Annotated in this window: 19 protein-coding genes, 1 pseudogene and 1 other annotated feature; of the genes and pseudogenes, 17 read left to right on the forward strand and 3 right to left on the reverse strand. The window is 59.2% G+C overall.

All coding sequences use genetic code 11. The features are described 5' to 3' along the window. The first annotated feature begins 5 nt into the window (after nt 1–5). From rseP to SO058_RS06630, 17 genes and pseudogenes are all read left to right on the forward strand, one after another. A complete protein-coding gene (rseP, locus tag SO058_RS06550) occupies nt 6–1034 on the forward strand; it encodes an RIP metalloprotease RseP (RefSeq protein ID WP_320842188.1) in 1029 nt (342 codons plus the stop codon). 5 nt (nt 1035–1039) lie between these two features. Then, entirely contained in the window at nt 1040–2086 is a 1047-nt protein-coding gene (ispG, locus tag SO058_RS06555) for a flavodoxin-dependent (E)-4-hydroxy-3-methylbut-2-enyl-diphosphate synthase (protein ID WP_320842189.1), read from the forward strand. Between the two features lie 8 nt (nt 2087–2094). Continuing rightward, nucleotides 2095–6468 (forward strand): PolC-type DNA polymerase III, encoded by a 4374-nt coding sequence (locus tag SO058_RS06560; protein WP_320842190.1) that lies wholly within the window; start codon nt 2095–2097, stop codon nt 6466–6468. Nucleotides 6469–6481: 13 nt separating this feature from the next. After that, nucleotides 6482–6823: a DUF6054 family protein gene (locus SO058_RS06565; RefSeq protein WP_320842191.1), complete on the forward strand. Its 342-nt coding sequence runs from the start codon at nt 6482–6484 to the stop codon at nt 6821–6823. Nucleotides 6824–6835: 12 nt separating this feature from the next. Then, nucleotides 6836–7759, forward strand: a complete 924-nt coding sequence (locus tag SO058_RS06570; protein WP_320842192.1) for a DUF3658 domain-containing protein — start codon at nt 6836–6838, stop codon at nt 7757–7759. A gap of 64 nt (nt 7760–7823) precedes the next feature. Further along, nucleotides 7824–8780: pseudogene (hisZ, locus tag SO058_RS06575) on the forward strand (ATP phosphoribosyltransferase regulatory subunit); the annotation flags it as partial. A gap of 39 nt (nt 8781–8819) precedes the next feature. Beyond that, nucleotides 8820–9458, forward strand: a complete 639-nt coding sequence (gene hisG, locus SO058_RS06580) for an ATP phosphoribosyltransferase (RefSeq protein WP_320842260.1) — start codon at nt 8820–8822, stop codon at nt 9456–9458. A 3-nt stretch (nt 9459–9461) separates the two neighbouring features. After that, nucleotides 9462–10763 carry a histidinol dehydrogenase gene (gene hisD, locus SO058_RS06585; RefSeq protein WP_320842193.1) on the forward strand — a complete coding sequence of 434 codons (1302 nt, stop codon included), beginning with the start codon at nt 9462–9464 and terminating at the stop codon, nt 10761–10763. Further along, nucleotides 10750–11325 carry an imidazoleglycerol-phosphate dehydratase HisB gene (hisB, locus tag SO058_RS06590; RefSeq protein ID WP_320842194.1) on the forward strand — a complete coding sequence of 192 codons (576 nt, stop codon included), beginning with the start codon at nt 10750–10752 and terminating at the stop codon, nt 11323–11325. The genes hisD and hisB overlap by 14 nt, the downstream gene beginning before the upstream one ends. A 6-nt stretch (nt 11326–11331) precedes the next feature. After that, nucleotides 11332–11943, forward strand: a complete 612-nt coding sequence (gene hisH, locus SO058_RS06595) for an imidazole glycerol phosphate synthase subunit HisH (RefSeq protein WP_320842195.1) — start codon at nt 11332–11334, stop codon at nt 11941–11943. Nucleotides 11944–11946: 3 nt separating this feature from the next. Next, the gene (gene hisA, locus SO058_RS06600) at nt 11947–12660 is read left to right on the forward strand and encodes a 1-(5-phosphoribosyl)-5-[(5-phosphoribosylamino)methylideneamino]imidazole-4-carboxamide isomerase (RefSeq protein WP_320842196.1); all 714 of its coding nucleotides are present in this window, start codon (nt 11947–11949) and stop codon (nt 12658–12660) included. Continuing rightward, a complete protein-coding gene (hisF, locus tag SO058_RS06605) occupies nt 12660–13424 on the forward strand; it encodes an imidazole glycerol phosphate synthase subunit HisF (RefSeq protein ID WP_320842197.1) in 765 nt (254 codons plus the stop codon). Before hisA ends, hisF begins: the two co-directional genes overlap by 1 nt. A gap of 1 nt (nt 13425) precedes the next feature. Then, the gene (hisI, locus tag SO058_RS06610) at nt 13426–13761 is read left to right on the forward strand and encodes a phosphoribosyl-AMP cyclohydrolase (RefSeq protein ID WP_320842198.1); all 336 of its coding nucleotides are present in this window, start codon (nt 13426–13428) and stop codon (nt 13759–13761) included. Continuing rightward, entirely contained in the window at nt 13758–14081 is a 324-nt protein-coding gene (gene hisE, locus SO058_RS06615) for a phosphoribosyl-ATP diphosphatase (RefSeq protein WP_320842199.1), read from the forward strand. Before hisI ends, hisE begins: the two co-directional genes overlap by 4 nt. A gap of 226 nt (nt 14082–14307) precedes the next feature. After that, nucleotides 14308–15123, forward strand: a complete 816-nt coding sequence (locus SO058_RS06620; protein WP_320842200.1) for a C39 family peptidase — start codon at nt 14308–14310, stop codon at nt 15121–15123. A 53-nt stretch (nt 15124–15176) separates the two neighbouring features. Next, nucleotides 15177–15662 (forward strand): pyridoxamine 5'-phosphate oxidase family protein, encoded by a 486-nt coding sequence (locus tag SO058_RS06625; RefSeq protein WP_320842201.1) that lies wholly within the window; start codon nt 15177–15179, stop codon nt 15660–15662. After that, nucleotides 15659–16897 (forward strand): CapA family protein, encoded by a 1239-nt coding sequence (locus SO058_RS06630; protein ID WP_320842202.1) that lies wholly within the window; start codon nt 15659–15661, stop codon nt 16895–16897. Before SO058_RS06625 ends, SO058_RS06630 begins: the two co-directional genes overlap by 4 nt. A gap of 53 nt (nt 16898–16950) precedes the next feature. Here the strand turns inward: SO058_RS06630 and SO058_RS06635 are convergent, their stop codons facing one another. The 3 genes from SO058_RS06635 to SO058_RS06645 all read right to left on the reverse strand — a co-directional run bounded on the left by SO058_RS06635 (nt 16951) and on the right by SO058_RS06645 (nt 18704). After that, on the reverse strand, nt 16951–17574 hold the full coding sequence (locus tag SO058_RS06635; RefSeq protein WP_320842203.1) for a flavin reductase family protein: 624 nt from the start codon (nt 17572–17574) through the stop codon (nt 16951–16953). A gap of 115 nt (nt 17575–17689) precedes the next feature. After that, complete coding sequence (locus SO058_RS06640) at nt 17690–18028, reverse strand: DUF4363 family protein (protein WP_320842204.1); 339 nt, start codon at nt 18026–18028, stop codon at nt 17690–17692. 1 nt (nt 18029) lies between these two features. Beyond that, nucleotides 18030–18704 carry a DUF421 domain-containing protein gene (locus SO058_RS06645; RefSeq protein ID WP_320842205.1) on the reverse strand — a complete coding sequence of 225 codons (675 nt, stop codon included), beginning with the start codon at nt 18702–18704 and terminating at the stop codon, nt 18030–18032. Nucleotides 18705–18859: 155 nt separating this feature from the next. Then, nucleotides 18860–19099 (forward strand) — a binding site (T-box leader). The last annotated feature ends 53 nt before the right edge of the window (nt 19100–19152 follow it).

The following is a 19152-nucleotide window of genomic DNA, read 5'->3' on the forward strand; positions in this document are numbered from 1 at the left end:
CCGTTTTGCTGCAAATACTTCTCGCGATTCTAGCGTTCGGCGTGCTCATCATCGTGCATGAGTTCGGCCATTTCATCACCGCCAAGCGCGGCGGCGTGCAGGTCAACGAATTTTGGATCGGCATGGGCCCGGCCATTTTCAAAAAGGAATGGCATGGCACAGTTTACTGCCTGCGGCTGCTGCCGTTCGGCGGCGCGTGCGTGATGGAGGGCGAGGACGGCGAAAGCGAAAGCGAGCATTCGTTCGGCAAGGCCAAGCTGCGCCGGCGGATGCTGATCGTCGTGGCGGGCGCACTGATGAACTTTTTGGTCGGCTTCCTGATCGTACTGACGTTGGTCGGCTCACAAAAGGGCGACATGATCACCCGCACGATCGATAATTTTCAGGACGGTTTCCAGTATCAGGGTGAAACAATGTTGATGCCCGGGGACACCATCCTGTCCATCAACGGCTATGCAACACTGATCCGCGAGGATATCGACCAAGCGCTTGCACAGGGCGCGGGCGGCGCGTACGATATCAAGGTCAGGCGCGGCGGCGAAACGGTAAACCTTGAAAATGTGCCGTTGACCCGCGAATTCACCACGGAGGATGGGCGTAAGCTGTACGGCATCAATTTTGCCGTGGAGACGCGCACACCGCTCGCGGTGATAGACCGCTCGGCGCGTGTTTCCGTAAACTACGCCCGCTTGGTCTGGACTAGCCTTGGCCAGCTTGTGACCGGCAAGGTCGGTATCGACCAGCTTTCGGGACCGGTCGGCGTGGCCGACGTGATGGCCGATACGGCTAAGGCCAGTATGCGCTCGTTCTTTGATCTGGTGGCGTTCATCTCGATCAACCTCGGCGTGATGAACCTGCTGCCGCTTCCAGCGCTCGACGGCGGGCGGCTGCTGTTCCTCGTGATCGAGGGCGTGCGCCGCAAGCCGGTGCCGGCGAAATATGAGGGCTATGTGCACGCGGCAGGGCTGGTGGCACTGCTGGCGCTTATGGTATATGTGACCGGACAGGATATTCTCCGGCTGATAACAGGGTGAGGAATATGAAACAGACAAAACAGATTGCGGTGGGCGGTGTTAAGGTGGGCGGCGGCGCGCCGGTCGCCGTGCAGTCGATGACCAACACCGACACGCGGGACGCGGACGCCACGCTTGCGCAGATAGAGGCGCTCGCCGGGGCGGGCTGCCACATCGTGCGCTGTGCCGTGCCCGATATGCAGGCTGCCGAAGCGCTTAGGACGATCTGCGCCAAAAGCCCGATCCCGGTCGTGGCTGATATCCATTTCGACTACCGGCTCGCGCTCGCATCCATCGAAGTGGGCGTGCAGAAAATACGCCTGAATCCCGGCAATATCGGCGGGGCGGACCGGGTGCATGAGGTCGTCAGAGCCGCGAAAGCGCGGCGGATCCCGATCCGCATCGGCGTCAACTCAGGGTCGGTCGAAAAGGAGATCCTCGCGCGCTTCGGCGGGCCGACGCCCGAGGCCATGGTCGAATCCGCGCTGTACCATGTGAAGCTGCTGAACGACTGTAATTTTGACGATATCTGCATTTCAATCAAGTCTTCCTCGGTGCCGGACACCATGCGCGCTTATCTGCTCGCGCATGAGCAGACCGACTACCCGCTCCATCTCGGCGTGACCGAGGCGGGCACCGAATACATGGGCACGGTCAAATCGGCCGCGGGCATCGGCGGCCTGCTCGCGCTTGGCGTGGGCGACACCATCCGCGTTTCGCTGACCGACGACCCCGTGAAAGAAATTTACGCGGCAAATGCGATCTTAAAAGCCGTCGGCCGGAACGACGACGGGATCAATGTCGTCTCCTGCCCGACCTGCGGGCGCACGCGCATCGATCTCATCGGGATCGCGAAAGAGGTCGAGCAGCGGTGCGCGTCCATTCACGGGAAAAAGCTGAAAGTAGCCGTCATGGGCTGCGCGGTCAACGGGCCGGGCGAGGCGCGTGAGGCCGATCTCGGCATTGCCGGCGGCGCGGGCGAGGGGCTGATCTTCCGAAAAGGGGAGATCGTCCGCAAAGTGCCGCAGGACGAGCTGGTGGACGCGCTGATGGAGGAGATCGAGAGGAGTTAAGGAAACCCATGCCAGGCAAGCTGATCGATTTTTTTGACAAGTGCAAACAGGATATCACCGAACAGCACCTCGCCCGGGGCGAGGTGCGTTCGCTTGCGTTTGGGGACGATAAGACGGTGCTGGTCGTCGAGCTGGAGCTGGACGGCATCGTACCTCGCGCTGCACTGCACCGACTGGAAAGCCAGATCGCCAAAGCCTATGGGATAGGCAAGGTGTTTGTCGAGCCGCGGTACAAGCTGCCTGCCCCCACGGCGGACTACCTCGCGACGCTGTATGAGGAAATGGCGGCTAAGATGCCGTCGGCTCGCGGCCTGCTCGACGCGTCCCAGTGGCGTTATGAGGAGGGGGAAGTGCGCCTGCCGATGGACGAGGTGAGCGAAAAGCATTTCACCGTCGCCCTGCGCCAGCTCGAGCGCCGCATCGGCGACGAGCTCGGCATTCGCTGCCCGGTGCGCGCGGTGCGCGCCGACGCTTCGGCCTATCCGTCTGCACTTGGGCAACCGAAGCGCGAGGAAATCCTGCAAAAGGCGATCGAGCAGCAGGCGGCAAGCGCGCCGCCAAGCGAGCCAAAACCCAAAAAACCGCGGCCTGCGCCCAAATCTGAGGGCGGCTATGCGCGCCCCCGCGCCGAAAAGGTAAAGGATGACGACCTGCTGTTCGGCAAGCTGATGCAGGATCCGATCGTTTCGATCAACGAGGCCGTCATGGCTTATGATATGGTGACGATCCAAGGCGAGGTGTTTTTTACCGACCACCGCGACATCACGAGCAAAAAGACAGGCAAAGACTATGTAAAGCTCGCGTTCGACATGACCGACCGCACCAATTCGGTGCGTGTTTCCAAATTCCTTGCGGCAGATAAGGCGGACGATCTCGCTTCCCGCGTCAAGCCCGGGCTGTACTGCACGGTGCAGGGCAAGCTGACGTTTGACAGCTACGCCAAGGAAATGGTTTTGGAACCGACCGCGATCGTCCGGGCGAAAAAGCCGATGCGGCAGGATAAATACGAGGGCGAAAAGCGTGTCGAGCTGCATTTACATACCAATATGTCCGCAATGGACGGCATGTCGTCCACCGCGTCGCTTTTGTGCCGCGCGGCGCAGTGGGGCCACCGGGCGATGGCGATTACCGATCACGGCGTGGCGCAGGCGTTCCCCGAGGCACTCCATGCGCAGGAGGGAAAGCAAAAGGATATTATCGGGGATATGAAGATCCTCTATGGTGTTGAGGCGTACTATATCAACGACTCGGACAGCCTTTCGGTCGTGCGCGGCCCGTCCGCCGAGCCGCTCGACGGCACGTTCATTGTATTTGACCTGGAGACGACCGGGCTGAATCCGGCTTCCGAGGAAATCACAGAAATCGCGGCAGTGCGCGTGGTAGGCGGCGAGATCAGGGACAGCTTCCAGACCTATGTGAACCCGCACAAACCCATCCCGGAGGAAATCACCAAGCTGACCGGCATTTCGGACGAGACGGTCGCGGACGCGCCCGAGCTTCGTGAGGCCGTGCCAAAATTTCTCGCGTGGGCGGGGGAGGGCGCGTACCCGCTTGTGGCGCACAACGCGGGGTTCGATATGGGCTTTTTGCGCGCGGCGTGCAAACGGCTTGCGCACGAGCCGACGTTCACCAGCATCGACACGCTCGAAATGTCGCGCCTGATGCTGCCGCACCTGCATAAATTCAAGCTTAATATTCTGGCAAAGGAACTGCAGGTCGGCCCGTTCGAGCACCACCGTGCGAGCGAGGACGCCGCGGTGCTCGGCCGGATTTTCGTAAAGCTGCTAGCGCGGCTGCGCGAGGAGTTTCACGCGGTTACAGCGGCCGACATTAATCCCGTGCTGGCCGCGCAGACCGATCGGAAAAACAAACTCAAAAACCTGCCCAGATACCATTTCATTATTCTAGTGAAAAACCAGGCGGGGCTGCGAAATCTCTATCAGCTCGTTTCCAAGAGTTTTCTTGAATACTACAACAAGCGGCCTATTATGCCGCGCAGCGAGCTGATCCGCCACCGCGAGGGTCTCATTTTCGGCTCGGCATGCGAGGCGGGAGAGCTGTTCCGCGCGATGACGGGCGGGGCGGACGACGAGGAGCTTGAACGTCTGGCCTCCTTTTATGATTATCTGGAGATCCAGCCCACAGCGAACAACCAGTTTATGATCGCCAAGGGCATGGCGAGCGGGGAGGAGCAGCTGCGGGATTGGAACCGGAAGATCCTCCAAATTGCGGACAAGCTGCAAAAGCCCTGCTGCGCGACCGGCGACGTGCATTTTCTCGAACCCGAAGACGAAGCGTTCCGCCGCATCCTGATGGCGGGGCAGGGTTTCCCGGACGCGGACAACCAGGCGCCGCTTTACCTCAAAACGACCGACGAGATGCTTGCTGAGTTTTCCTATCTGGGTGCCGACCGCGCCTATGAGGTGGTCGTGAAAAACACCAACCTGATTGCGGATATGTGCGATGTGATCCGGCCGGTGCCGCGGGAAAACTATCCGCCGCATATCGACGGCTGTGAGGACGATCTGCGCAATATGAGCTACGAAAAGGCCAAGCGCATCTACGGCGACCCGCTGCCCGAGCTCGTGCAGGCGCGGCTCGACCGCGAGCTGGGTTCGATCATCGGAAACGGCTACGCGGTTATGTACATCATCGCGCAGAAACTGGTGACCAAATCGCTGTCGGACGGCTATCTGGTCGGCTCGCGCGGTTCGGTCGGCTCGTCGTTCGCGGCGTTTACTTCGGATATCACTGAAGTCAATTCGCTCCCGCCGCACTATCTGTGCGAGGAGGACAAATATGTCGAGTGGCACGACGAATACTCCTGCGGCGTAGATCTGCCGGACAAAACCTGTCCCCGCTGCGGCAAGCCGCTGACCAAGCAGGGCTTTGGCATCCCCTTTGAGACCTTTCTCGGTTTTGAGGGCGACAAGGTGCCCGATATCGACCTGAATTTTGCGGGCGAATACCAGTCCCGCATCCATAAATACACGGGCGAGCTGTTTGGGGAGGATCATGTGTTCCGCGCGGGCACGATCGGCACGGTTGCGGAGAAGACAGCCTACGGCTATGTGAAAAAATATATGGACGAGCGCGGCATCGAATGTTCGCGCGCCGAGGAGAACCGCCTCGCCGCGGGCTGCACGGGCGTGCGCCGCACGTCGGGGCAGCATCCGGGCGGTATCGTCGTCGTGCCGCAGGAGGTTGAAATCTATGATTTCTGCCCCGTCCAGCATCCGGCGGACGATCCGGACTCTGATATCATCACCACACATTTTGAATATCATTCGATCGACGCCAATCTGCTTAAACTTGACGAGCTTGGGCACGATGATCCGACCATGATCAAGCATCTGGAGAACCTGACCGGCGTTAACGCGCAGGAGATCCCGCTGGACGACCCCGATACCATGAGCCTGTTCCATTCGTGCAAGGCGCTTCGCTACACAGGCGAAAATCCGGACACCGACCCGATCCTGGGCGATCTGGGCTGTCTCGCCGTGCCCGAGTTTGGCACCAAATTTGTCCGCGGCATGGTCAAGGAGACCAAGCCATCGACGTTTGCCGAGCTGGTTTCCATTTCCGGCCTGTCGCACGGTACGGACGTCTGGCTGGGCAACGCGCAGGAGCTGGTGCGGCAGGGCATCCCGCTTTCGGGCTGCATCTGCTGCCGCGACGATATCATGAACTATCTGATCTTGCAGGGCGTCAAGCCCAAGCTTTCCTTTAAGACCATGGAATCGGTGCGAAAGGGAAAGGGGCTTACTGAGGAGATGGAGACCGCGATGCGCGAGCAGAACGTACCGGAATGGTACATCGATTCGTGCAAAAAGATCAAATACATGTTTCCAAAAGCGCACGCGGTCGCGTATGTTATGATGGCGTTCCGCATCGCGTGGTTCAAGGTGCATTATCCGCTTGCGTTCTATTCGGCGTATTTTTCCGTGCGCGCCAAAGGGTTTGACGCGTCGTGCATGATCCGCGGCGACAAGGTGTGCCAGGACAAGCTGCGCGAGCTCGCGCTCAAGGAGCGGGAAAAGACGATCACGGCGGCGGAAAAGGAAATGGCGACCACGCTCGAGGTGTGTCACGAGTTTTACCGGCGGGGCTTTGCCTTTGAGCCGATGGACGCTTACACCTCGGACGCTACCAATTTCATCGTCACAGAAAACGGCCTGATCCCGCCGTTCACCTCGATGCCCGGCATCGGCGAGCAGGCGGCGCAGAATATTGTCGAGGAGCGGAAAAACGGAAAATTCCTGTCCGCGGAGGAACTGGCGGTGCGGTGTCCCAAGGTGTCAAAATCGGTTATCGAGCTGCTCGACCAGATCGGCGCGCTCGGCTCGATGCCCAAGACCACACAGATTTCCCTGTTTGCGTGAGGAGGACAAGGTTATGGCGAAATACGTAAAGCGGTTGACCGGCGATTTTGACGACCTGCTGCGCCGTATTGACGGCGGTATCCTGAGCGGCAGCATGTCCGCGTCCTATGAGGATGGCAGCGACTGGCAGGCGGATAGTACGCGCGTGGCTGTCCGCGTTTACGAGCGGTACAGCTATGCGGGCGGCAATCGCGTCAGCTTAAGTGTAACGCTTGCGGGCAGCGGCGATGACCTGTTCCTTTCGGCCATCACCTCAGGCGGCAGCCAGGCCGTGTTTTTCAAGATCAACACTTGGGGCGAAGAGGCGTTTCTCGACCGTTTGGCCGAGATCGTCGAAGCCTATACAAGACAGTAAGGGGCGCGGGATATGTACTGGTTTGCTTATGGAGACAGCGCGGCAGGGCTGCTGAAATGCGCGCGCAGCGGTTTAGCGCCCGAGATGCAGGCCGATGGTATCCAGCCGCTGCTGGACGATTATTCACAGGGCAATATTTCCGATGTGACCGACTGTGCAAAGCGCGGTCCGATCATTTACCCGTGGTACGACGACCCGGAACTGACGGACGACAGGGAGGCTATGCTACAGCGGCATTTTAAAGAAGCGCTGCCCGCGCTGGAGACTTGCGGCGAAGCGCTGATCTGGTATGGAAATCTGGCAAGCGAACAATGCGCCCTGCGCTATGCGGTCAGCCGGCTGGCTGAACACGGCGCAAAGATCTGGACGGTCTGCGTTGACCAGATGCCGCTTGCGGATTCTCCGCCGCCCGCGCCAACACAAGGCGCGGTCAGCGTTGTCACAGGCAGCCGCGCGAAAAACCGTCTGCTGCGGCTTGTGCCACAGACGGTTTTACGCCGTTGCGTGGACAGGCAGGCGATGAAGCGCTGGAAAGACCGTGACCGGTGCGCAGTCGCCGTATTTCGGGGCGTGGGCGAATGCAGCCCGGAGCTGCTGCCGTATTTTTACGAAAAGCGCCGTCTGTTGGCCGGAGAGGAAGTGCACGCGCTGTGCGAATCGTGGCGAACACTCGAGCGGGAAAACGCGCCGCTTCGCGTGGTGGCAAACGGTGAGGTGCGCTCGGTCTCTGAGGACTATTACGACGGGCAGATATTGGCGTGTGTATCGGAAAAACCAGCACCCGCCGCATTGACGGTCGGGCGCGCGTTGGGCGGGCTGCCGGTCAGCGATATGCAGGTGTTCCGCCGCATTCAGGTACTGGCGGAACAGGGGCGTATCACGGTCGTGACCCACGGGGCGACCTACCGCGATACCGTCATTTGCAAAAAGGGTTGACAATGATGGTTTTCTGTGGTATTATTTTAACGCGATAAAGCAATAAAGGAGACGACCGGATCTTATGAACCGTTTCAGTATTTCCACGCCCGAGGGCACGCGCGACCTGCTGTTTTCCTCATGCCGCGCGCTGCGGCAGACCGAAAACGCTATCCGCGGCGCGCTGGAGGCGCGCGGCTTTTCCGAGATCATCACGCCCGCGGTCGAATATTTCGATGTGTTCCGCACAGCAAACCCCGAGCTGGATCAGGAAAATATGCTCAAGATCATCGACCGTTCGGGGCGTATCTGCGTCGCGCGGCCGGATAATACAACGCCGATCGCCCGAATTGCGGCGACCCGTTTGGATGACGCGGCGCTGCCCGTGCGGCTGTATTACAGCCAGAAAGTGTTTCGCTCGGTCGCGGGCGACCATGGGCATAAGGGCGAGTTTTTGCAGATCGGCGCCGAACTGATCGGCGCGGACGGCCTTTCGGCCGATCTCGATATCCTGCTTGCCGCGTTTGACGCATTGGAAAAGACCGGGGCGGACAGCTTCCGCATCGAGCTTGGCCATGCGGAGATCTATAAAGCGCTGATCGAGGAACTGGGTGTGGACGAAACGGCAGCCGAGCGTATCCGCCGGCTGATCGAGAACAAATCGTTTGCCGCGCTGGGCGACGCGCTCGAACCGTACAGCGACCGGGCGGCTTCCCGCGCGCTGGGCGCGATGCCGCAGCTTTTCGGCGGCATGGAGGTGCTGGACGAGGTCGAACAGCTCACGCAAAACGTGCGCGTGCTAGGCGCGGTGAGCTATCTGCGGCGGCTATACAAGGCGCTCGACGAAAAGGGCTATGGCGCGCGCGTGATGATCGATCTCGGACTGGTGCATGAGATGGATTATTACACCGGCATCATGTTTCGCGGCTACATCGGCGGCGCGGGCGCAGCCATCCTGTCCGGAGGGCGTTATAACGCCCTCTGTGCCAAGTTCGGACGCGACCTGCCCGCGGGCGGCTTTGGCATCGACGTGGAGCGCGTGGCGGAAAGCCTGACCGGCGCGCAGCGTCCGGAGGCGGCCATGCGCCGCGGCACTGTCCGCATCGCGCTGACCAAGGGGCGGCTCGAGAAGAAGACGCTGGCGCTGCTTCAAAAGTCGGGCTATGATATTTCCGAATTGGAAGCCGGTTCGCGCAAGCTGATTTTCACGCTGCCAAACACGCAGATCGAGATCGTGCTTGCCAAGGCGGCGGACGTGATCACCTATGTCGAGCATGGCGTGTGCGATATGGGCGTTGTCGGCAAGGATACGATCATGGAAAAGGGCGGCAGCTTCTATGAGATGGTCGATCTGGGCTTCGGCAAATGCCGCTTTGCAGTCGCGACGAAAAAGGGCAGGGATGTTTACGGCGGTTATAAAACGCCGGTGATTGCAACTAAGTACCCCGCTGTGACCAAAGCGTTTTTTAACCGGAAAAATATGGACGTGGAAACGATTAAGATCGAGGGCTCGGTCGAGCTCGCGCCGCTTTTGGAGCTTGCGGACGCGATTGTAGATATTGTGGAGACCGGCTCGACGCTACGCGACAACGGCCTTGAGGTCGTGGAGGATGTGGCGCCGATCTCCGCGCGTGTGATCGTCAATCTCGCGTCCGCCAAGATGAAAAAAGCCGCGATCCAAAAGGTGATAAGCGAGCTGGAAAGCGGTTTGGAGGGCTAAAGCATGTTTTTAAAAACCGTGCTGGCGGATGGGCAGGCCGAGCAGGCCGTCCTCCGTGAGATGGGAGCGCGCGCGGAAAGCGCGCGCGGCGATATTGAGCAGACCGTGCGCGCCATCATGGACGATGTGAAAGCGCGCGGCTTTGAAGCGGTTTGCGAATACGCGGAAAAGTTTGACGGGCAGGCGCCCTACGTGGTCGGCCACGAACTGCTTGATGAGGCCTATGCGGGCTGTGCGCCCGAGTTGATCGCGGCGCTCCAGAAAGCGGCGGACAATATCCGCAGCTACCACGAGCAGATGCTGGTCAAAAGCTGGGAATGGCAGCGCCGCCCGGGTGAAACGTTGGGGCAGACCGTGCGAGGACTTGCCCGCGTCGGCATCTATGTGCCGGGCGGCACGGCGGCGTATCCGTCCTCGGTGCTGATGAACGCAGTCCCGGCCAAGGTGGCGGGGGTGCAGGAACTGATCATGGTCACGCCGCCGACGGAAAATATGAGCCGCGAGGTGCTGGCCGCCGCGAAGATTGCGGGGGTCGACACGGTTATTGCGGTCGGCGGCGTGCAGGCTATCGCGGCGCTGGCTTATGGCGCGGGCATGATTCCGCGGGTGGATAAGATCGTTGGCCCGGGGAACGCGTTCGTCGCAGCGGCGAAAAAGCTGGCGTTCGGCGCGGTCGATATCGACATGATCGCGGGACCGAGCGAGGTGCTTGTCATCGCCGACCATACCGCCAACCCGACCTATGTGGCGGCCGACCTGTTATCGCAGGCCGAGCACGACCGCCTGGCGTCCGCCGTGCTGCTGACCGACTCGATGGCGCAGGCACAGGCTATTTCCTGCGAAATGGAGCGGATGGCGCGGGAACTGCCGCGCTTTGCCATCATTGAGGAAAGCGTGAAAAATTACGGGTGCGCCATTGTGTTCGACGAACTGACAGACGCCTGCAAGCTGGCAGACCAGATCGCGCCTGAGCATTTGGAGATCGTCACCGCCGCGCCGCGCGAGCTGCTGCCATACCTGCATAATGCGGGCGCGGTCTTCCTTGGGCAGTATGCGCCCGAGCCGCTTGGCGACTATATGGCGGGGCCGTGCCATGTGTTGCCCACCTCGGGTACAGCGCGGTTTTTCTCTCCGCTCTCGACCGATACTTTTTTGAAGAAAACCAGTGTGATCGAATATTCGCGGGAGGCGCTTTCGTCCTATGCGGACGATATCATTGCGCTTGCCGAGGCCGAACACTTAAACGCGCACGCGAATTCTGTCGCCGTGCGTTTCCGGGAGGAGGAGACCGATGAGAAGCGCTGAGATCAAACGGAAGACCAAGGAAACGGATATCGAGCTGACGCTTTGCCTTGACGGCGGCGTCCGGCAGATCGATACCGGTATCGGCTTTTTTGACCATATGCTGAACTCCTTTGCCGTGCACGGGGGCTTTGGATTAACGCTTTGCTGTAAGGGTGACCTTGTGGTGGACGGACACCATACGGTCGAGGACTGCGGTATCGCGCTGGGGCAGGCGCTCGCAAAGTGCCTGGGAGATAAGGCGGGCATCGCGCGGTTCGGGCAGGCATTTGTGCCCATGGATGAAGCGCTTGGGTTTTGCGCGCTCGATATTTCCGGCCGGCCTTATCTGGTGTTCGACGCGCCCATGCCCCAGCCGGCCTGCGGCGGCTATGACACCTGCCTGACCGTCGAATTTATGCGCGCACTCTCGGTGAATGCAGGGCTGACCCTGCACCTGAAAGCCGAATACGGTGACAACGCGCACCACATCACCGAAGCACTGTATAAGGCGCTGGCGCGCGCGCTCCGCCAAGCAGTGCAGCAGACGGGCGGCGGCGTTTTGAGCGCAAAAGGGGTATTGTAAAGACAAATGAGCTATATCGCTATCGTGGACTATGGCGCGGGCAATCTGATGAGCGTGCACAATTCGCTGGATTTCCTGGGCTATGACAATAAAATTGCCTGCACAGCGGAGGATATTGAGCGGGCTGCGGGCGTGATCCTGCCCGGCGTGGGCGCGTTTCCGGACGCAATGCGGGCGCTTGCCGCCTCCGGGCTGACGGCCGCGGTCAAGTGCGCGGCTGCGGAAAAGCCCTTTTTGGGCATTTGCCTGGGCATGCAGATGCTGTTCAGCGAATCGGACGAGATCCGTCCTTGTGCGGGGCTGGATCTGCTGCCCGGACGGATCGAGCGGATCAAAACAGATTTGAAGCTGCCGCAGATCGGCTGGAACGGGCTCAATATCCTGCGTCCGAACGCGCTTACCGCGGGTGTGAAAGACGGCGACTGCGTTTACTTTGTGCATAGCTTCATGGCAATGCCGAGAAACCCGAACGACCTTGCGTGTACGGCCGATTACGGTGCGGCGGTGCCCGCTATGGTCGCGCGCGGCAACCTGTTCGGCTGCCAATTCCATCCCGAAAAGAGCGGGGAAGTGGGGCTTAAAATCCTGCGCAACTTTGCAAAACTGACGGAGGCTTGACAGATGAGGATACTCCCAGCGATCGATTTAAAGGACGGGCAGTGTGTGCGCCTGCAAAAAGGCGATTATGCGACCGCACACAAAGTAGCCGAGGATCCCTGCGAAACGGCGCGGGGCTTTTTAAAAGCCGGTGCGGAACTGGTGCATATGGTCGATCTCGACGCTGCTAAGGACGGCTCCCACGCCAATTACGGCGTGGTCGAGCGCGTCATCCGGGAAACGGGTGCAAGGGTAGAGCTGGGCGGCGGTGTGCGGTCAATGGAAGACGTGGAGGCCGTGCTCGCGCTCGGGGTTTCGCGTGTGGTGATCGGCTCGGCGGCGGTGAAGAACCCGGGATTTGTGCGCAAAGCGGTGCGGAAATACGGCGAAAAAATCGCCGTCGGCATCGACGCGAAGAGCGGCACCGTGCGCACCGAGGGGTGGCTCAACGACAGCGGCGCGGATTTTTTGGCATTTGCAAGGCTGATGGAATCCTACGGTGTGCGCACCATCATTTTTACCGATATCGATAAGGACGGGATGCTTGCCGGCCCCAACTTTGAGCAGCTTGCGGCATTGCGCAGCGCGGTGTCGTGCGGTATCGTTGCGTCGGGCGGTGTGTCCACGCTGGATGATGTGAAAAGGCTTAAAGCACTTCGGATTGACGAGGCGATTGCCGGCAAGGCGGTCTATACAGGCGCGCTCGATTTGGCGGCGGCAATCAGGGAGGCGAGATAATGCTGGCAAAACGCATCATCCCGTGTCTGGACGTGAAAGATGGACGCGTGGTCAAGGGCGTCAATTTCGTCAGCCTGCGCGACGCGGGCGACCCGGTCGAGCTGGCCAAGTTTTATTCCCAGCAGGGCGCGGACGAGATCGTTTTTCTCGATATCACCGCGACCTCGGACGACCGCGCCACGATCGCGGACGTGGTGCGGCGCACCTGCCGTGAGGTATTCGTACCGGTGACGGTCGGCGGCGGCATCCGCACGGCAGACGATTTTCGGGACATCCTGCGCGCGGGGGCGGACAAAATATCGGTCAATTCGGCGGCGGTGAATAATCCGGGGCTGATCGACGCGGCGGCGGAAAAATACGGCAGCCAATGCGTGGTCGTCGCGATTGACGCGCGCAGAACGGGCAAAACGCCATCAGGCTTCGAGGTGTATGTTGCGGGCGGCCGCACGCCGACCGGGATTGACGCGGTCGCGTGGGCGAAAGAGGTCGATAAGCGCGGAGCGGGCGAGATATTGCTCACTTCGATGGATAAGGACGGCACCAAGTCCGGCTTCGATCTGGAACTGACCCGCGCGGTCGTAAACGCGGTTGGCATCCCGGTCATCGCATCGGGTGGCTGCGGCGCGCTCGCGCACTTTTCCGAGGTGTTTGAGCAAACCGGATGCGACGCGGCGCTCGCCGCCAGCCTGTTTCACTATGGCGAGCTGACCATATCCGAGGTCAAGCAGCATCTGAATCAAAAAAACATTCCGGTGAGGATTTAACATGGAGCTATCAAAATTTTTTGTGAAAAGCGATCTGGTTCCGGTCGTTTGTCAGGATGAGCGAAACGGCGAGGTGCTCATGCTGGGCTATGCCAATGAAGAGGCGCTTCGCCGCACGATGGAAAGCGGCACGGCTTGGTTTTTCTCTCGTTCGCGGCAAAAGCTGTGGAATAAGGGGGAGACCTCGGGAAACTTTATTTTCGTGTCAAAGATCCTGTCTGATTGCGACGACGATACGCTCATCTATCTCGGCACGCCCAAGGGGCCGGTCTGCCATACGGGCAGCCGCACCTGCTTTTACACCACGCTATGGGAGAAAGGAGAAGCATCCCGATGAATTCCTTTGAACAAATGGAGGCCGTTATCGCGCAGCGGCGCACGGAGCCGCAGGAGGGGTCATATACCTGCTACCTGTTTGAAAAGGGGCTGGATAAGATCTTGAAAAAAGTGGGTGAGGAGTGCGCGGAGACGATCATTGCGGCGAAAAACGGTGATAAGTCCGAGCTTGTCGGCGAGATCAACGACGTGTTTTACCACATGATGGTCATGATGAACGAATGCGGCGTGACGCTTGACGAGGTGTGCGCCGAAATGGACCGGCGCGCCGAAAAGATCGGAAACCTGAAACAGTTCCACGTTTCCGACCACAATAGCTGAAAACAGGAATCCCCCTGAACCTTCATTTTTGAACGGTTCAGGGGGATTCTGGCTCTTATAAGCAGGGACGGCGGAAAGGGTTGACATAGGACGCGCTGTCTGATAAGATACAACTGTACTAGAACACATAATACAGAACGGGCATTTGGAAAGGAACGTGGAAGCAATGGGATACCGGGAATTGGAACTCGAACGGCCGCGCAGATCGCCGCCGCGCCGCAGGCGGGTGAAAAGACGTCGCCGCTGGGGAAGAAAACTGCTATTATTGATTGTGGCGGCCTTCGTCCTCTGGTTTGGTCTGCGGCTGATGGGCGGCGCCTATGCGGTGAAGAACTGGCAAGCGCGCGGCATCGCCGTGCAGGAGGGGACGGCCGCCGCTCTCGTCCGGCTGTCGCTGAAGGACGGCCGTGTGCAGGAAATCTTGGACAAGCCCGAAGCCTATCCGCCCGCGTTCCTCGATATGCTTGCGAAAAACAGCGAGACGCTGGATTTTGTGCTCGGCTACCCGTCGCACCGGGAGGACCCGCCCCCACAGTCGCTTGACGAGCCGCTTGACAGCGTGCCGCTGCTGCTGCAATGGGATATGCGCTGGGGCTATCAGCCCTATGGGGAAAGCACGGTCGCGGTCAGCGGTTGCGCGCCGGCCAGCCTCGCCATGGCGGCGGCATATGTGACGGGAAACGCCTCCATCACGCCTTACAGCGTGGCGCAGACCGCCGCGCAGCAGGGCTATTACATACCCGGCGAGGGCACGAGCTGGGAGCTGATGAATATAGGCGCAGCGGCATTTGGTGTCGTTTGTGAACAGCTCTCGCTGGACAAAGCGCAGATCGACGCCGCGCTCACCGCCGGCCATCCAGTGATCTGCTCGATGCTGCCAGGCGATTTCACATCCTCCGGGCACTTTATCGTGCTGAGCGGCAAGGAGGACGGCGGCTATGCCGTGCGCGATCCCAACAGCCGCGAGCGGAGCGGGAAGGTTTGGAGCTATGACACGCTTTCCGGACAGATCGCCGCGCTGTGGAGCTGCCGCGCCGCTTAACGGGGCTTGTCCCCTGCGGAAAAACATGGTATGCTGATACCGAGGTGAGGAAAATGCGCAGAAAAGACCGGGAATTGACCGGACGGAAAAATATTGAGCCGATCTTGCAGGCTTGTAAGGTGTGCCGGGTAGCGATGATAAGCGGGGGAAAGCCCTACGTTGTGCCGCTGAACTTTGGCTACGAATGGGACGAGACCGGCCTGACGCTGTATTTCCACAGCGGGCTCAAGGGCAAGAAAATCGACGCACTGCGGGCAAACCCCGCCGTGTGCTTTGAGCTGGAGTGCGAGCACGGCGTGATCGACGGCGGTGACGTCGCCTGCAAATACAGCTATGCGTTCGCATCCATCATCGGCGAGGGTGTCATGCAGTTTGCGCACGACAATGCGGAAAAGCGCCATGGCTTCGACGTCATTATGCGGCATTTGACTGGGCGGGACGGCTGGAGCTATTCGGACGCGCATTTATCGGTGGCCGAGGTGTTCTGGGTGCACGCCGATTCGTTTGAGGCATCTTGCAAGAGGCAGAAGCCGGTATGAGCAGGCGCAGCACGAATCGTATCATCGCTGGTGTTGTGACGCTGACGCTGGTGGCCGCGACCGCGGCGGTGGTGGTGCTGGGGGTGCGGCACGCGTCAAGCGAAAGCGATCCTCCGGCAGAGATGCCGCCCGCGCAAGGGCTGCGGCCGCCCTCGTCTGAACAGTCGGACACTGTCGCGACACTGTGCGTCGCGGGCGATATCGTCGCGCATATGCCGCTGGTGAACGAAGCGCTGTCGGTGGGCGGCGGCAACGATTATGATTTTACTTATTTGTTTGAACAGGCGCGGCCATATTATGAGGCGGCGGACTATACGACCGCCTGCCTTGAAACCACGTTCAACGGGCCGCCGTATTCCGGCTTTCCGCAGTTCTGCGCGCCCGACGCGCTCGCTCGCGATTTAAAAGCGGTCGGCTTCGATCTGCTGTCCACCGTCGGCAACCACAGCCTGGACACGTATTACGACGGCCTTGCCCGCACGCTCGACGTGCTGGAACAGAACGGGCTTGACCATGTCGGCACCTACCGTACCCAGCAGGAGCGCGACACGGTCAAAATCGTCGATATCGGCGGCATCAAGACGGCCTTTCTGGGCTATACCTACGGCACCAACGGCCTGCCGTTGGGCGAGCATCCTTACGCGGTGAACGTCTACGCGACCGACTATATGGAGGACAGCACGGAAGTCGATTATGAGATGATCCGGCGCGATTTGGAAGCTGCGAAGGCGCAAAAACCGGACTGCATCGCCGTATATATGCACTGGGGACAGGAATACAGCACGACGCCGAGCGAGCAGCAAACAGCGCTTGCCGATTTCCTATTTGAAAACGGCGCGACACTGGTGCTTGGCGGGCATGTGCACGTGCCGCAGCCGATGGAACTGCGCGCGCTTCCGGATGGGCGGACAGGCTTTTTGTGCTATTGCCTCGGAAATCTGATCTCCAACCAGCACGATCCCTATACCAACCTGACCGCCGCGGTCAACATTGAGTTGACGAAGGATGGCAAGACGGGCGCGGTCACGGTCAGCGGATGCGAGTATATCCCGATGTATATGATGCACGCGGACGCGTCGAACGAAAACCGGTACCGGCTGCTTGATATTCACAAAACGATGCAGGCCTATGAAAACGGCGACCAGTCGATCATTGGGCCCAATAATTACGAAAATTTGAAAAAGGGCTTAAATGATCTGCACGCGATCATGAGCCCCGACGAAAAGCTGAAATAAAAAGAAACGCTGCGAAAGCAGCGTTTCTTTTTATAAAAGAGGAAAAACAGGTTTCAGCGTTTTACAAATTTGCTGCGTGGCGCGCGGCAGATCGGACAGATATAGTCATCCGGGATCTCATCCGACAGACGGACATAGCCGCATACCGTGCATTTCCAGCCTGCGTTGGCGTCCAGCTCGTGATAGACGGGGGCGGCGGGCGGCACATCGGCGCCGCGGGTTTCATATTCCTTGACGGTCAGGCAGTCGCCTTCGTCGAGTAGCTCAGCATCGGCCAGCTCGCAGATAAAGAGCGTGTGCGTGCCGACAGCGACCTGCTCCAGCACCTTGAACGCCAGTCTCGCAACCATGTCTTTTTTCAGAAACGGACAGCCCTGTGCATCGGTTTCAAACGGGAAAGACGCAAATTTGTCCACCGCCCGGCCGGATTTGTAGCCAAATTCGTTTACGATTTCCTTGGGGCAGTCCTTGCCGAGCAGCGTGACGGCGAGCACGCTGGATTTTTTGATAGCGGCGCAGGTGGCGGAATCATTGTGCAACGAAAGCGAAAACTTTTGCGGAGACGAGGACGTAACCTGATGCAATGAGTTTACAATACAGCCAAAATTTTTGCCCTCCGCCGCAGTCGAGGCCAGCGTAAGGCTATAATTGAGCTTTTTGAGAGCCTTTGTATTCATTTGATATTCCTCCTTATAAATGAAAATAATTCCTAATTACAAACTTATATTAACAAATGAGCAGATAGAAAACTAGAGCAATTATCCACAAAAAGGAATGCATTTATTTGGGGAATTAGAACACATTTTTGATGCTGGCCTCGTCCAGCTCGGGCAAATGGGCCAGTTGGGAAAGCAGTTCGGCCCGCTCGATGGCCAGTTCGCGGTCTTCGCCCACATCACGGGCTTTGATGGCACGCGCGAAGAGGCGGTCGGTCTGGTCGAGTTCCTCGTGCATAAGCAGCGCGCCGAACAAAGACTGCGCCTCCGACCATTGTTTCTGTGCGCTGTCGAGGTCGTCCTGCTGCACGGCTTGTTCGATCTGGCCGACCACACGCTCCAGCGACCGGTCGCTCCAGACACAGCCGGCGAGCAGGACGGCGAGCAGAATAAGGGCGATCAGTGGTCTGCGCATATTAGTTCGCCTCCTTTGGCTGGATAAAGACGTTGCCGCAGTCGTCGAGCGTCATGAGGAACACGTCGGCAACCGTATAACCTTGGTTTTTGAGCTGGTTCTCGACCTCTTTGGCTTCCTTGTGAAGCAACTGAAGCGAGCGCTGCACCAGCTTGCCGTCGGACACGACGACGACCGGCAGGCCTTGGTCCTTGGGGGTCAGATTCAGCATTTCCGCAGTCACGGGCTGCTGCGGCTGCTTGAGAACGATCGACAGCGTGCCGTCAGGCTCGATCACGCCGTATTTTACGTCGGACACCGAGGCGACGCCCTGCTTGCGCAGCGTTTCAATGATTTCGTCGGTTGTCAGGCGCATCTGCCGCATTTTTTGGATGTCCAATTCGCCCTTTTTAATGATGATGGCGGGCTGCCCGTTGATCAGGCGCCGGAAGCGGCGGCTTTTCATTGCAAAATAACTCATGAAGATTTCTAGGATGATGAGCGCCGCGATCGGCACCAGCCCGGCGAACAGCGGGATGCCCAGATCCTGCATTGGAATGGCGGCAAGATCAGAAATCAGAATCGTGATGACCAGTTCGGACGGGTCCAGCTCGCCGATCTGCCGTTTGCCCATGACGCGCACGGCGGCGACAACGGCAAAATATAATATGACGGTTCGTAGAAGCGGTACAGACATGGAAAGCAGCCTCATTTCGGATAGATTCCCGGTTAGTATGGCGTTTTCCGTGCAGTTCATTCGCGTAAGAAAGGTTTTGCACAAAGAAAAATAAAAATCACGGTTGACAATTATATGCCGCCGCTTTATAATGATAAAGTAAATTCAAATACCAACAAAGTGCGATGACCGGGAAAAGTAGCGTCCGGAATCCTGCAGAGAGCTGTCGGCTGGTGAAAGACGGCGGAGGATGGAACGTGCGAAAGTCTCCCCGAGAGCAGTATGGCTGAAATGGGATGAAACAGGGCCCTGTGTAAGCCGTATCGTCTGACCCGCGTTATCCGGTCGCAAAGTGGTCGCGCGGGACGCGCGGCAAAAAGAGTGGTACCGCAGAGGTTTAAGTCTTTGTCTCTTTAAGAAGAGACAGGGGCTTTTTTTATTGGCAAACAGAGAAAGGAGGCGGATTCGC

This window comes from Agathobaculum sp. (genome assembly GCF_034098985.1).
Classification (GTDB): Bacteria; Bacillota; Clostridia; order Oscillospirales; family Butyricicoccaceae; genus Agathobaculum.